At 71.1% G+C, this 14,331-nt stretch carries 12 protein-coding genes; 6 read left to right on the top strand and 6 right to left on the bottom strand.

Annotated elements, in window-relative coordinates:
- Positions 1–8 precede the first annotated feature (8 nt).
- From ADK57_RS38215 to ADK57_RS38225, 3 genes are read right to left on the bottom strand one after another with little or no spacing between them, the layout of a single operon-like run.
- A complete protein-coding gene (locus ADK57_RS38215) occupies positions 9–3,521 on the bottom strand; it encodes a 5-oxoprolinase/urea amidolyase family protein (RefSeq protein WP_053754295.1) in 3,513 nt (1,170 codons plus the stop codon).
- Positions 3,518–4,126, bottom strand: a complete 609-nt coding sequence (locus tag ADK57_RS38220) for an urea amidolyase associated protein UAAP2 (RefSeq protein WP_053754296.1) — start codon at positions 4,124–4,126, stop codon at positions 3,518–3,520. Before ADK57_RS38220 ends, ADK57_RS38215 begins: the two co-directional genes overlap by 4 nt.
- A complete protein-coding gene (locus ADK57_RS38225) occupies positions 4,123–4,947 on the bottom strand; it encodes an urea amidolyase associated protein UAAP1 (RefSeq protein WP_053754297.1) in 825 nt (274 codons plus the stop codon). Before ADK57_RS38225 ends, ADK57_RS38220 begins: the two co-directional genes overlap by 4 nt.
- 166 nt (positions 4,948–5,113) lie before the next feature.
- On the opposite strand from ADK57_RS38225, the gene ADK57_RS38230 reads away from it, so the two are divergent.
- The 6 genes from ADK57_RS38230 (at position 5,114) to ADK57_RS38255 (ending at position 10,678) form a co-directional block, all read left to right on the top strand.
- Positions 5,114–5,749, top strand: a complete 636-nt coding sequence (locus ADK57_RS38230; RefSeq protein ID WP_053754298.1) for a TetR/AcrR family transcriptional regulator — start codon at positions 5,114–5,116, stop codon at positions 5,747–5,749.
- Between the two features lie 322 nt (positions 5,750–6,071).
- A complete protein-coding gene (locus ADK57_RS38235) occupies positions 6,072–7,664 on the top strand; it encodes a sensor histidine kinase (protein WP_199830773.1) in 1,593 nt (530 codons plus the stop codon).
- The gene (locus tag ADK57_RS38240; protein ID WP_053754300.1) at positions 7,661–8,068 is read left to right on the top strand and encodes a roadblock/LC7 domain-containing protein; all 408 of its coding nucleotides are present in this window, start codon (positions 7,661–7,663) and stop codon (positions 8,066–8,068) included. Before ADK57_RS38235 ends, ADK57_RS38240 begins: the two co-directional genes overlap by 4 nt.
- Entirely contained in the window at positions 8,065–8,481 is a 417-nt protein-coding gene (locus ADK57_RS38245; RefSeq protein WP_053754301.1) for a DUF742 domain-containing protein, read from the top strand. Before ADK57_RS38240 ends, ADK57_RS38245 begins: the two co-directional genes overlap by 4 nt.
- Positions 8,462–9,085, top strand: a complete 624-nt coding sequence (locus tag ADK57_RS38250) for a GTP-binding protein (RefSeq protein WP_053754302.1) — start codon at positions 8,462–8,464, stop codon at positions 9,083–9,085. Before ADK57_RS38245 ends, ADK57_RS38250 begins: the two co-directional genes overlap by 20 nt.
- A 102-nt stretch (positions 9,086–9,187) precedes the next feature.
- Complete coding sequence (locus tag ADK57_RS38255) at positions 9,188–10,678, top strand: cytochrome P450 (protein ID WP_053754303.1); 1,491 nt, start codon at positions 9,188–9,190, stop codon at positions 10,676–10,678.
- Here the strand turns inward: ADK57_RS38255 and ADK57_RS38260 are convergent.
- The 3 genes from ADK57_RS38260 to ADK57_RS38270 form a co-directional block, all read right to left on the bottom strand.
- Entirely contained in the window at positions 10,672–11,622 is a 951-nt protein-coding gene (locus tag ADK57_RS38260) for an RluA family pseudouridine synthase (protein ID WP_053754304.1), read from the bottom strand. The genes ADK57_RS38255 and ADK57_RS38260 overlap by 7 nt on opposite strands.
- A gap of 39 nt (positions 11,623–11,661) precedes the next feature.
- Entirely contained in the window at positions 11,662–13,206 is a 1,545-nt protein-coding gene (locus ADK57_RS38265; protein WP_053754305.1) for an amino acid permease, read from the bottom strand.
- Positions 13,207–13,430: 224 nt separating this feature from the next.
- Complete coding sequence (locus tag ADK57_RS38270) at positions 13,431–14,276, bottom strand: siderophore-interacting protein (RefSeq protein ID WP_053754306.1); 846 nt, start codon at positions 14,274–14,276, stop codon at positions 13,431–13,433.
- Positions 14,277–14,331 lie beyond the last annotated feature (55 nt).

Below are 14,331 nucleotides of genomic sequence, written 5' to 3' on the forward strand. Positions count from 1 at the left end.
TTCCTCTTTCACTGTGCGGCAGGGGCCAGGACGACCAGCGCCGTCCCCGCCTCCACCTGGTCACCGGGCCTGGCCAGGATCTGCGCGACCACGCCGTCCATCGGTGCCTGCACCCTGGACTCCATCTTCATCGCCTCCAGGGCGAGCAGCGGCTGTCCGGCCGTCACCTCGTCGCCGGGTTCGACGTTCAACTGCCATACCGACGCGGCGAATTCGGCCTCGATCAGACGGCCTCCCGCCGGGACGGTCACCTCCGCCGGGGGAGCGGCCGGCGCGGCTGCCGCCTCCGCCCGCGTGAACTCGCCCGCCGCCTCCCACGCGTCCCGCTCCGCAGAGAACGCCGTCTGCTGGCGGGACCTGAACTCGGCGATCGACTCGGCGTTCGCGGCCAGGAAGGCCTGATACTCGGCCAGCGAGAAGGTGCCCTCCTCGATGCGCGGCACGAAGCGGCCGGAGGCGATGTCGGCGCGCAGGTCGAGGAGTTCGCCGGCGTCCACCGGATACCACTTGATGCGGTCGAAGAAGCGCAGCAGCCAGGGCGAGCCCGGCTCGAACGCACCGCGCTGCTGCCAGCCCGACCACACCTGGGTCGTACGCCCCACGAACTGGTAGCCGCCGGGGCCCTCCATGCCGTAGATGCACAGGTACGCGCCGCCGATGCCGACCGAGTTCTCGGCCGTCCAGGTGCGTGCCGGGTTGTACTTGGTCGTCACCAGGCGGTGGCGGGGGTCGAGGGGCGTGGCCACGGGGGCGCCCAGGTACACGTCGCCGAGGCCGAGGACGAGGTACTCCGCGTCGAAGACGGTGTCGTACACGTCCGCCACCGAATCCAGGCCGTTGACCCGGCGGATGAACTCGATGTTCCACGGGCACCAGGGCGCGTCGTCGCGGACGCCCGCCATGTAGCGGGCGATCGCCTCGCGGGTCGCCGGGTCGTCCCAGGAGAGGGGGAGGTGGACCGTGCGGGAGGGGACCACCAGTTGGTCGCTCGGTGGGAGGGAGGTGGTGATCTCCCTTACGGTGGCGAGGAGTTCGTGGTGCGGCAGGCGGCGCGGGTCGGTCTGGATCTGGAGGGAGCGGATGCCCGGCGTGAGGTCGGTGATCCCCTCCGGGCCCTGCTCGGCCACCGCCTCCATCAGCGCGTGGACACGCATGCGCAGGGCGAGGTCCAGCTGCATCGGGCCGAACTCGACCAGCAGGTTGTCGTCACCGCTGCGGCGGTACGTCACATCGCCGTCCCGGGCGAGGATGCCGCCGTCCACGATGGCTTCGCGGGGCGAGCCGTCCACGTCCACCGGCATGAACCGCACCGTGTCGCCCGGGCGCAGCTGGCCCAGTTTCCAGCGCTCGGCGCTGATCACCGTCGCCGGGCACACGAACCCGCCCAGCGACGGGCCGTCCGGGCCGAGCAGCACCGGCATGTCGCCCGTGTAGTCGACGGCACCCACGGAGTACGGAGTGTCGTGGATGTTGGACGGGTGCAGACCCGCCTCACCGCCGTCCGTGCGCGCCCAGCGGGGCTTCGGGCCGACCAGGCGGACGCCCGTGCGGGCCGAGTTGAAGTGGACCTTCCAGTCGGCGGCGTAGAAGTCGTGGATGTCGTCCTCGGTGAAGAACTCCGGTGCGGCGTGCGGGCCTTCGACGGCCTGGACGTGCCACACGGCAGCGAAGTCGGGGCGGTCTTCGTGACACACCGGCATGCCTGTGACGACCGTCCCGCCGTGCAGGACGTCCCCCGTGCGCAGCGTCCGCCCGCCGTGCCCGCCGAACCGGCCCAGGGTGAAGGTGCTCGCGCTGCCGAGGAAGGCGGGGACATCGAGGCCCCCGGCGAACAGCACGTACGTCCGCAGGCCGTGCTCGGTGGGCGCGCCGATCTCCAGTACGGCCCCTGCGGGCACCGTCACCGGCTCCCACTGCGCGACCGGGGCGCCGTCCACGGTGACGGCGGCGGGCGCGCCCGTCACACACACGGTCGTGGGGTGCGTGAACCTCAGCGACGGTCCCTGGAGGGTGCATTCGAGCCCGGGAGCACTCTCTTCATTGCCCAGGGACCGGTTGCCGAGCCGGAAGGACAGATCGTCCATCGGCCCGCACGGGGGTACGCCGACCTGCCAGTAGCCGGTGCGGCCCGGCCAGTCCTGCACGGTGGTGAGGGTGCCGCCGGAGACGACCTCGATGCGCGGAGTCGGATCGCTCACGGAGGCGAGCGTCGCGGTGGAGTGCGCGGCCTTCGAGAAGTCCCGGTCGGCGAGCGCCGCCCGCACCAGGCCCAGGTTCGTCTCGATGCCGTCGACTCGGGTGCGGGACAGCGCCTCGTCCAGTCGCTGCAGCGCGTGCGCCCGGTCGGGGCCGTACGCGATGACCTTCGCGAGCATCGGGTCGTAGGACGTCGTGACCTCGGTGCCGGTCTCGACCCAGCCGTCGACGCGTACGCCCGGCGGGAACTCGACCCGCGTCAACAGGCCCGCGCTGGGCCGGTGTTCGCGCGAGGGGTCCTCGGCGTAGACGCGGGCCTCGACGGCGTGGCCGCGCGGTGTGCCCGGGTCGCGGACGACGTCCTGCTCGCCGCGCGCCAGACGGAGCATCCAGGCGATCAGGTCGACGCCGTAGATCTCCTCGGTGACCGGGTGCTCCACCTGGAGGCGCGTGTTGACCTCCAGGAAATACGCCTCCTCGCGGGCGGCGTCGTAGACGAACTCGACGGTTCCGGCGGAGCGGTAGCCGACGGAGGCGCACAAGTCGCGTGCGTTTGAGGCAAGTCGGTCCCGCACCTGGTCCGGCAGTCCCGGTGCCGGGGCCTCCTCCACCACCTTCTGGTTGCGGCGCTGCAACGAGCAGTCGCGGTCGCCGAAGGTGACGACCCTGCCGGCGCCGTCGCCGAAGACCTGCACCTCGACATGGCGGGCGCGCTCGACCAGGCGCTCCAGGAAGACGCCGGCCAAGGAGAAGGAGGCGGCGGCGACGCGCTGCACGCGCTCCCAGGCGTCGGTGAGTTCCTCGGCGCGGCGACATGCCGACATACCGATACCGCCGCCACCGCCGGTGGCCTTGAGCATGACGGGATAGCCGATCAGAGATGCCTGGGCGAGCGCTTCGTCGAGCGACGCCAGCAGCCCCGTGCCCGGCGCCAGCGGCACCCCGGCCGCCTCCGCCGCCGCCCGGGCGGTGTGCTTCGCGCCGAACAGCTCCAGTTGCTCGGGCGTCGGGCCCACGAACACGATCCCGGCGTCCTCGCAGCGGCGTGCGAAGGCCGCGTCCTCGGACAGGAAGCCGTAGCCGGGGTGGATCGCGCCCGCGCCGGTGTCCTTGGCAGCCTTCAGCACCAGGTCGGCGTCGAGGTACGACTGCTTCGCGGGCGCCGGGCCGAGCCGCACCGCCTCGTCGGCGAGCCGGACGTGCGGGGCGGAGCGGTCCGGGTCGGAGTACACCGCGACCGTGCGCAGGCCGAGTTCGCGGGCCGTACGGATGATCCGGACCGCTATCTCGCCCCGGTTGGCGACGAGGAGGGTGTCGAAGGTCATGCGGTGGCCGCCTCGGTGATGGTCATCTCCACCGCCGTCGGCTCGAAGCCGTTGCACGGGTTGTTGATCTGGGGGCAGTTGGAGACGAGGACGAGAACGTCACGCTCGGCGCGCAGGGTCAGCTTCAGGCCCGGAGAGGACAGGCCGTCGACGATGCCGAGGGTGCCGTCCTTCTCGACGGGCACGTTCATGTACCAGTTGATGTTGGAGACCAGGTCCCGCTTGCCGAGTCCGTGCCGCGCGCCCTCGGCGAGGAAGTTGTCCACGCAGGCGTGCTGCGACCAGGTGTGGTGGCCGTACCTCAGGGTGTTCGACTCCTTGGAGCAGGCGCCGCCGACCGTGTCGTGGCGGCCCACGTCGTCCGCGACCACCGTCATGAGGGGGGTGTACTCGTTCGACATCAGCACACTGCCCGTGGTGAGGAAGATGTTCCCCTGCGCGTGGATCGTGTCGGGCGCGCTGTAGCGGACCGACGTGTCCTGGGCGTCGTAGACGAGGAAGTCGACGGCCTGGTTGCCGTGCAGGTCGGTGATGGTGAGTGTCTCTCCGGCGCGGATCACGGACGACCAGGCCGCCCGGGCCGGAACCACGGTCTTCGTGCTCATGCGATCCCCCTCGCGGCAAGGAACTCGGCGGTGTTGAGGAAGGCGCGGCGGCCCTCGGGCGTGGCGTTCCACAGCGGGTCCGCGGGCCCGGTGGCCTCGGCGCGCCAGGCGAGCACCTCCAGCGGGGTGCTGACGTACTCGGCGCGCGGGTCGGCCGGGTGCGGGACGTTGGCGATCAGGACCGTCACGTCCTGCTCGGCGCGCAGCGTCACGCTGCTGCCGGGACCGGCCGCGCCGGTGAAGTCCAGGACGCCGTCCTCGCGGACCTCCACGCCCTGGAAGAAGGAGAGCGACGGCGGCAGGTCGCGGGGCTCCAGGCCGTTCTTGGCGGCGGCCAGCTTGAACAGCTCGCGCCCTGCCGGGGAGGGGCTCTGCGGGGCGCCGTCGCCGTACCGCCCGGTGTTGCGGGCGAGGGTGGAGGTGCCGCACAGGGCGTCGTGCCGGCCGGAGGTGTCGGCGACGACCGTGGCGAGCACCCGGCCCTGGTCGGACAGAAGCAGTTGGCCCTCGCCCAGGTAGGCGTTCCACTGGACCTTCACCGTGTCGGCCACGTTGAGCCGCTCCCAGGGCCGGTCGGCCACGAACAGCAGCAGGTGTGCGCAGGCGTCGCCGTGCGCATCGGTCAGGCGCAGTTCGGTGCCGCGGGCCAGTACCCGGTGCGTGTAGTTGCCGCCCGCCACCGTCTCGGCCCACACCAGGTGGCCCGCCTCGCAGGGCGGGTTCGGCCAGGTGCCGGCCGGTACGACGGGCATGGCCTCGGTGCGCGTGCCCTCCTGGGCGCGGGCATGGGCGCGGGCTCCGTACGTGGTCGCTGTCGCCATCGCGGGTCCTCCGGCTCCGGTGTGTCGTCGTCCTGCTGGTGGCTATTTCTGTCGCTCGACAGAAATTAGGCGTGGGGCGGGTCGCAGGCGTTGCCCCGGCGTTGCCGCTCGGTTACCGGGCCCTCACGAAGATCGCCGCGGGTGGGGGTGTGCGAGGATCGAACGCATGGGGACAGCAGGTGCAGACCGGAGTCGACGGGTCGGCAGGCCGCGGGCCGCACAGCGGCCGGACAGCGGTCTCGAACCGCGCGAGGAACTGCTCGCGGCCGCCGCGGAGCTGTTCACGACCCTCGGCTACGCGGCCACCTCCACCCGGGTCGTCGCCGAGCGCGCGGGTATGCGGCAGGCGTCCATGTACCACTACGTCTCCGGCAAGGAGGAGCTGCTCGCCGAGCTCCTGGAGTCCACGGTCACACCCTCGCTGGCGTATGCCCGGGAACTCCTTGCCGACGACGCCACCCCGGCCGGGGACCGGCTGTGGGAGCTGTGCCGTGCGGACGTGGAGGTGCTGTGCGGCGGACCGCACAACCTCGGTGTCCTCTACCTGCTGCCCGAGGTGCGCGCCGAGCGGTTCGCCGGCTTCCATGCCGTGCGTGCCGAACTCAAAGACGCCTATCGGCAGTTGCTCGCCGCCACCGAGGCGGGCGGAGCGCTCGTCAAGAGTGAGCTCGACCTGCGGACGGACCTCGTCTTCGGGCTGATCGAGGGTGTCATCCTCGTCCACCGCTCCGATCCCGAGCGGCCCGTGTCGGCGTTCGCGGAGGCGACGGCGGACGCCGTTCTGCGCATCGCGGGCGTCTGAAGCTTTTCGCGCCGCTCCCTGGAGGGGCACTTCACTCGTCACGGTGAGTGTTTTCGTATGCCCGAGCGCCGCTACGCACCGTGTGCGAGTGAAGCCGCTGCGTGCAAATGGGGCCGAGGGTACTCCCCTCCGCGACCCCGTTTCAGGTGCTTGCTGAATATGACATGGCGATGATCCGGTCGGACTAAGCTCGCCCGCAGCCCACCGAGTTGAGATGTATTCGTGCGCTTGTTCCCGAAAATGCCGAAGATCCCGACAGATCCATGACATACCCCCCTGCAAGCTCCCCCGAACCCCAGCCGATTTGTTTCAGAGGGCCCACATGGTGAGTGTTCAATCTCCTCCAGGTCGCCGTGAACTTCCCTACGCGCGCGTGCTGTTGCTGCCCGCCATACTGATGGCCGCGGTGACCGGGGCCGCCGTCGCCGTGGTGACGGAGCCGGCCCGGGCGGCCGTCGGCTGGTGCGGAGCCGTCGCCACGCTGCTGGTGATCGCGACGGCGGCCGAATCGGTGCGGCGCCGCCGCGAACTACGAGACCTGCGCACGGACCACGTCCGTCACACCGCGTATCTGGAACGGCGGATCGCCGCCCACGACCAGGAGATGACCCGCCTCGCCAAGGAGATCGCGCCGGCCGCGCTGGACCGACTCCGCCGCGGAAGTACGCCCGGAGAGGTGATTCGCCACCTCGGCGACATCGACCCCGCCTGGCGTGAACTCCCCGAAGCGCAGGTGTCGTTGATCATGACGGTGCTCAAGATCGTCGACCAGGAAGAAGTCCTGCGCGACTCCACGCAGCGCTCCTTCGTGAACATCGCCCGCCGCGTCCAGGCGATCGTCCACCAGCAGGCCAGTGAACTGCGCGAGATGGAGGAGGACCACGGCCGCAACCCCGAGGTCTTCGACGACCTGCTGCGCATCGACCACGGCACCGCGCTGATCGGGCGGCTCGCCGACTCCATCTCCGTCCTCGGCGGCGGCCGCCCCGGCCGTCAGTGGCCCGAGCCGGTCGCGCTGTACAGCGTGCTGCGCGGCGCCATGTCCCGGATCCTGGAGTACGGGCGCATCGACCTGTCCTCGATCGCCAAGGTCAACGTCAAGGGCACCGCCGTGGAGCCCGTCATCCACGCCGCGGCCGAACTCCTCGACAACGCCACCCGGTACTCCCCACCGCAGACCAAGGTCCACGTCACCGCCACCGAGGTGCAGACCGGCGTCGCCATCGAGATTGAGGACTCCGGCGTCAGCCTCAGCGAGGAGAGCCGCGCCCGGGCCGAGGGCATGCTGGAGCGTGCCAAGGCGGGCGTCGACTTCCAGGACCTCGGCGAGTCGCCGCGCCTGGGCCTCGCCGTCGTCGGCCGGCTCTGCAAGACGTACGACATGCAGGTCTCGCTGCGCGCCTCCGCCTACGGCGGGGTCCGCGCGATCCTCGTCGTGCCGAGCGACATGCTCACCTCCGAGCCCGGCGTCGGACTCGCCCACGGCATCGGCGCCACCGCCGTGCCCCAGCTGGACCTCGGCGCCCTCCCGGGACCCAAGCGCACGATCAAGAAGCGCCGCCCGACCAGCCCCAAGGTCACGGCCGCGCTCTCCCGCGAGGACGACGTCCCCGAGGTCACCGAGTGGACCGCCAACGGACTGCCGCAGCGCCGCAGCCGGGTCAAGACCTCGCTCACCCAGCGCTACGCCGAACAGGCTGCCATCGAACAGGCGGAACGGGAGGGCCGGCCGACCATCTGGTCCACGTCCCGGCCCGAACCCGAGCCCGAGCCCGAGAAGGCGCCCGAACCCCCACCGGGCCTGTGGGTCCAGGCGTTCTTCGACGGACTCAAGCGCCCGGACCCCACCGCATTCACCCAGCCGACCAACGAACCGGCCCGCGTCGAGGCCGACGACGAGGGGAACCTCAAGTGATCCAGCAGCGAGGCAACTTCGACTGGATGCTCCAGGACCTCGCCAAAGGCGTTCCGGGCATTCAGATGATCGTGGTGCTCTCCGCCGACGGCCTGCGCATCGCCCGGCACGGGGGAGACCCGGACACCGCCGACCGCGTCGCCGCGGCCTGCGCGGGCCTGCAGAGCCTGGCGACCGCCGTCGCCCAGGAGATCCCGGGCAGCGAGGGCGAGATGAAGATGGTCCTCATCGAGATCAAGGGCGGGTACTTCTACCTGATGGCCGCGGGCCCCAACGCCTATCTCGCGGTGCTCTCCGACGTGCGCGCCGAACCCGGCTTCATGAGCTCCCGCATGAGCGACCTTGTCATCCGCATCGGCGCGCACCTCACCAGTCCGCCCAGGCGCAACGGCCAGACCGTATGACGCCTCCGCAACGCCAGCGGCGATTCCTCGAGCCAGAACCGGATCCGCACCTCCCGCAGGAGGCGCAGGAACCGCCGGAGGGGCAGAAGAAGAACCCCGAGCGGCTGTACGTGATCACAGGACCGGACGGCGTCGAGCGCATCGAGCTCGACCTGGTCACGTTGATCGTGGCGCGCGCCGACCCACCGCGCTCCGCCACGCCCGAGCAGGCGGCGCTGCTCCGGCTGTGCACGGCACCCCTGTCCGTGGCCGAGCTGTCGGCCTACCTCAGTCTGCCGTTCAGCGTGGTGACCGTCCTGCTCACCGAGCTGCTGACGGCCGAACTGGTGACGGCACGCGCCCCGGTCATCCGTCAGGCGCTGGCCGACCGTTCCCTCCTCGAAGCGGTGATGCATGGACTTCAAAAACTCTGACACCATCACGGGTCCACGAACAGAGGACCAACTCCCGCACAGCGCCCAGGCCGCCGTGAAGATCGTCATCGTCGGCGGCTTCGGGGTCGGCAAGACCACCATGGTCGGATCGGTCAGCGAGATCAAACCGCTGACCACCGAGGAGACCATGACGCAGGCCGGCGTCGGCGTCGACGACAACTACGGCTCCGACACCAAGACGGCCACCACCGTGGCGATGGACTTCGGCCGCATCAGCATCACCGACCAGCTGGTGCTGTACCTCTTCGGCACCCCCGGCCAGGAACGCTTCTGGTTCCTCTGGAACGGCCTGTTCGAGGGCGCGCTCGGCGCGGTCGTGCTGATCGACACCCGTCGCCTCGAGGTCAGCTTCGACGTCATGGGACGCCTGGAGGAGCGCGGCGTGCCCTTCGTGGTGGCCGTCAACTCCTTTCCCGACGCGCCCCGTTACGCCGTCGAGGAGCTGCGCACGGCGCTCGACCTGAGCGAGGACATCCCCATCATCGAGTGCGACGCGCGCCGCCGCGCCTCCAGCCGGGACACGCTGATGACCCTCATGCGTTTCCTGCACTCCCTCGCGATGGCGGGCGCACTACGACGATGACCGCGCGCCCGCCGGGACTCCCCGGCCCCGGACGCAGACACCCCAGTCAGACGCAGTCCCGCAGACAGACACGGACACCGGATCCACTTCGGAGCGACCACTGTGACGCCTGAATCCCACTCCCTGACCGGTACGGACCCCTCCCCCGGCCCGCCGCCCGGCTGCCCCGCCCACGGCCGCGGACCCGGCGGACTGCACCGGCTCTACGGCCCCGAGGCGGAGGACCTCGGCTTCCTGTACGAGCAACTCCGGGACGAGCACGGCCCGGTGGCGCCCGTGCTGCTGCACGACGACGTTCCGATGTGGGCGGTGCTCGGTCACACCGAGAACCTGCACATGGTGCGCACGCCCTCGCAGTTCTGCCGGGACAGCCGCATCTGGACCCCGCTCCAGGAGGGCATGGTCAAGCCCGACCACCCGCTCATGCCGCACATCGCCTGGCAGCCCATCGCCTCGCACGCCGAGGGCGACGATCACCTCAGGCTGCGCGGCGCGGTCACCGGCGCCATGTCGACCATCGACCACCGGGGCGTTCGCCGCCACATCAACCGCCACACCCAGCGTCTCGTCAACCGCTTCTGCGAGGAGGGCACGGCCGACCTCGTCAGCGAGTTCGCCGAGCACCTCCCGATGGCCGTGATGTGCGAGATCCTCGGCATGCCCGACGAGTACAGCGACCGGCTCGTGCTGGCGGCCCGCGACGCGCTCAAGGGCACCGAGACCGCGATCGCCAGCCATGGGTACGTCATGGACGCGCTGAGCCGGCTCACCGCCCGGCGCCGCGTACAGCCCGAGGAGGACTTCACCAGCCACCTCATCACCCACCCGGCACGGCTGACCGACGTCGAGGTCAGGGAGCACCTGCGCCTGGTGCTCTTCGCCGCCTACGAGGCCACGGTCAACCTCCTGTCCAACGTGCTGCGCATGGTCATCACCGACCCGCGCTTCCGCGCCCAGCTCAGCGGCGGGCAGATGACGGTGCCGGAGGCGGTCGAGCAGTCCCTGTGGGACGAGCCGCCGTTCAGCTCGGTCTTCGCCTACTTCGCCAAGCAGGACACGGAGTTGGGCGGCCAGCGCATCCGCAAGGGCGACGGACTGCTCCTCGGTATCGCACCGGGCAACATCGACCCGCGGGTACGTCCCGACCTGGCCGCCAACATGCAGGGCAACCGCTCGCACCTCGCCTTCGGCGGCGGGCCGCACGAGTGCCCCGGCCAGGACATCGGCCGTGCCATCGCCGACACCGGCGTCGACGCCCTGCTGATGCGGCTGCCGGACGTCGAACTCGACTGCGACGAGGACGAGTTGAGCTGGGCGGAGTCGATCGCCTCACGCCACCTGGTGGAACTGCCGGTCCGGTTCGCCCCGAGGCCGCAGCAGGACGTGAGGGAGAAGCCCGGCCACGCCGCGGTTCCGTCGCAGCGGTCCGCCTGGCAGGTCGGCACCCACCCGCCGGAGCAGGCCCCCGCGGCCGTGTCGGCACCCCAGCCGCCCGCGGCCCCGCCGCAAGCCATGCCCACGACGGCGCCGCCCGAACCGGCCCGCCCGATGGGCGCCTGGCGGCGCTTGCTGCGCTGGTGGCGCGGTTACTGACCGGCCCACTCGTCGTAGGAGGCCCAGGCCTCGAGAGTTCTCGGACTCCGGAACCGGTGCGCCACCCCTGTGACCGGATCGGTGAACTCCAGGCTCCGCGCCAGCAGTTGCAGCGGACGCCGGAAGTCACCGGCCGGCACGGGGTCGGTCACCACCGGGTAGAGCGGGTCGCCGAGGACGGGCACGCCGAGGGAGTTCATGTGGACCCGAAGCTGGTGGGTCTGACCGGTGGCGGGAGTGAGCCGGTACCGGCCCAGGCCGGTACCGCGGTCCTCGGCCAGCTCGACCCGGCTGACCGCGTTCGGCTCGCCCTCGACCTCGTACGCGGCCAGCACCCCGCGTTCCTTCACGATCCGGCTGCGCACGGTCCGGGGCAGGGCGAGCGAGGGATCGTACGGCGCCACCGCCTCGTACTCCTTGCGCACCAGCCGGTCCCGGAACAGCGACTGGTACGCGCCGCGTTCCTCGGGCCGAACGGTGAACAGCACGAGCCCGGCGGTGAGGCGGTCGAGACGGTGCGCGGCGCCGAGTGCGGGGATGTCCAGTTCCCGGCGCAGCCGGGCCAGCGCGGTCTCGGTGACATGGCTGCCGCGCGGGGTCGTGGCGAGGAAGTGCGGCTTGTCGGCGACGACGATGTGCTCGTCCCGGTGCACGACCTCGATCGGGAAGGGCACCGGCACCTCGGCCGGCAGGTCCCGGTGGAACCACACGAACATCCCCGGCACGTACGCCGCGTCCGGTGCCACCGCCCGTCCGTCCGCCCCGACGACCCGCCCCGCGTCGAACATCCCGTCGACCACACCGGCGCCCGCTCCGGAGAGCCGTTCCGTCAGGTGATCGCGCACGGTGACCCACGGCCCCTCGACGGGCAGCCGCACCCGCACCGGATCCACCCCCTCGCGCTGCGGCAGGGGAGAGGGCGGGATCCGGTGGTTGCGTGTCATCACCGGCAAGCGTAGGCGTTGACGCCGGTCACCGAGCTCTTACACCGCGACCGCCTCGGGCGCCTCCGTCACCACCGTACGGGTCCGGTACGCCCGGTAGACCATGCCGATCACCACGGTCACGGCGAGGAACAGGACGGTGAACCACTGGAAGTACCAGTGACCGCCCGCCGGGTCGTACACCGCCGCCCGCGGCCAGGCGAGGTTCACGGTCATGAACAGGCCGTACAGGAGGGCGAGGGCGTTGACGGGGACGCCCCAGCGGCCGAGGGAGAAGAGGCGGGCGCCCGTCTCGTCGGTGCCCTCGACGGTGAACTCGCCGCGCAGACGGCGGACCAGGAGCGGGCCGGTGACCATCGCGTACGCCAGGTACAGCATCACGATGCAGGTGGTGCCGATGGCCAGGAACGCCTCCGGGGAGGCGAAGTTGAGCAGCAGCAGGGCTGCTGCGAGGATGCCGACCACCAGGGCCGGGGCGCTCGGCATGCCGGTACGCGGGTTCACGCGCGCGAGGCGGCCGGAGAAGGGGAGCCGGCCGTCGCGGGCCATGGAGAACAGCATCCGGCAGGCGGCCGTCTGGATCGCCAGGGTGGCCACGGCGATCGCCACCACCACGTCGGCCAGCAGGACGCGGCCGACGCCGTCGCCCAGACTGCTGGTGAGGACGTAGCTCAGGCCGTCGACCGCCAGGTGGCCGTCGGTGAGGCTGGGCGCAGCGAGCAGGCCGCCGAGGACGATCAGAGTGGCGAGCAGACCGGCCGCGCCGAGCGCGACGAGGATGGTGCGGGGCGCGGTGCGCCGCGGATGGTGCGTCTCCTCGCTCATCTCACCCGCGCTGTCGAAGCCGATCATCACGTACGCCGCCGCGAACGAGCCCACCAGCAGGGCCCCGAACAGGCCGGACTGGGCGGCGCCCTCGGTGTGGAAGGTGATGCCGGGGGAGCGCTCGGAGTGGGTCAGCAGCAGGACGACGATCAGGACCGCGCCGATGATCTCGGCGGTGACGCCGACGCGGTTGACGACGGACATCACGCGGTTGTCCAGGATGTTCACCAGCGTGGTCAGGGCCAGCAGGATCACACCGAGGACGGCCGCGTTGGCCGCGCCGTCCGCCGAGGTGATCGCCGGGTCGGTGCCGATCAGCTGGAAGCCGGACCAGATCGCGGGCAGGACCAGCTGGAGCGCCAGCGCTGCCGCAGCGACCACCACGATCTGCCCGATCACCATGATCCAGCCGGCGAACCAGCCGAAGGTGCGGTTCGAAAGACGCGACGACCACTGGTAGATGGCGCCGGAGATCGGATAACGGGCGGCCAGTTCCGCGAAGCAGGCGGCCACCAGCAGCTGCCCGAGCAGCACCGCCGGCCACGTCCAGAAGAAGACGGGGCCGCCGAACGCGTACCCGAAGGCGAAGAACTGGAAGACGGTCGTCAGGACGGAGATGAAGGAGAACCCGGCGGCGAAGGACGCGTACCGGCCCAGGCTGCGGTGCAGTTCCTGGCGGTAGCCGAACTCGGTGAGGGAGAGGTCGTCGGGGGAGTGCGGTGGGTCGGGGCGTACGTCGGAAGGGGTGGTTGTCGTCACGGCGGCACCTGCCTTCGGCGCGGAATTCCTGTCGAGCGACAGAAATTAGGCAGAAGCTGTTTCGTGCACGTCACGCCTCAGTGTCCGGTGCGGGCCCAAGTGCTCACGTTCTCGCCGAGCCCCATGGGTCGCGATACATCGCGTGCACGGACCGGCGTGTTCCCGACCCCGGACGCGCCGGAGCGGCGGCACCCATGAGGGTCCCGCCGCTCCGGTCGGCCGTGCTACGCGGCGGGCGCCGACCCCTCCTGCTCCGCCTCGATGCGCGCGTTCCACTCCCGCTTGGAGGCCTGCCAGCCGTCCTCGTTGTGGCCGAGCCGCCAGTAGCCGGAGATCGACAGGTCCTCACGGGCGACGCCGCGCTCGACCCGCAGCAGATGGCGCAGTTGCTTCACGAAGTGCGCCTCGCCGTGCACGAACGCGTGGACGCGGCCCTCCGGGAACTCCAGCGCCCGTACGGCCTCGGTCAGCGCGTCGCCGATGCGGCCCTCGCCCCGGTGCAGCCAGACGACCTCCACGTCGGAGTCGATCTTCTGCTCCTCCGCGGGGCCGGCGACCTCGATGAAGGCGTGGGCACGGGCGCCTTCGGGAAGTGCCTCCAGGGAGCGGGCGATCGCGGGCAGCGCGCTCTCGTCGCCGACGAGCAGGTGCCAATCGGCGGTCGGGTCCGGGGCGTAGGCGCCGCCGGGGCCCATGAACCGGACGATCTCACCCGGTTGGGCGCGCAGGGCCCACGGTCCGGCGAGTCCCTCGTCGCCGTGGATCACGAAGTCCAGCGTCAGCTCGCGGTGTTGGGGGTCCCAGGAGCGGACCGTGTACGTCCGGGTGACGGGCCACTGCTCGCGCGGGAACTCCTCACGGATCCGCTGCATGTCGAAGGGCTCGGGGTAGGTCACGCCCTCGGCCGGGAACAGGATCTTCACGTAGTGGTCGGTGGACGTGTCCGGCGAGAAGTCGGCCAGACCCTCGCCGCCCAGCACCACGCGCTGCATGTGCGGGGTCAGCCGCTCGGTGCGGACGACCTGCGCGAAGTGGGGCTTCCGCGGCTGTCGTCCCGGTCGTTCTGCCATGGCGGCCTCCCTGTTCCCTACGCTTAGGCTTACCTAAGTTAGCATCTCCCCCCAG

Origin of the sequence: Streptomyces sp. MMG1533 (assembly GCF_001279775.1) — a bacterium.
Lineage (GTDB): Bacteria > Actinomycetota > Actinomycetes > Streptomycetales > Streptomycetaceae > Streptomyces.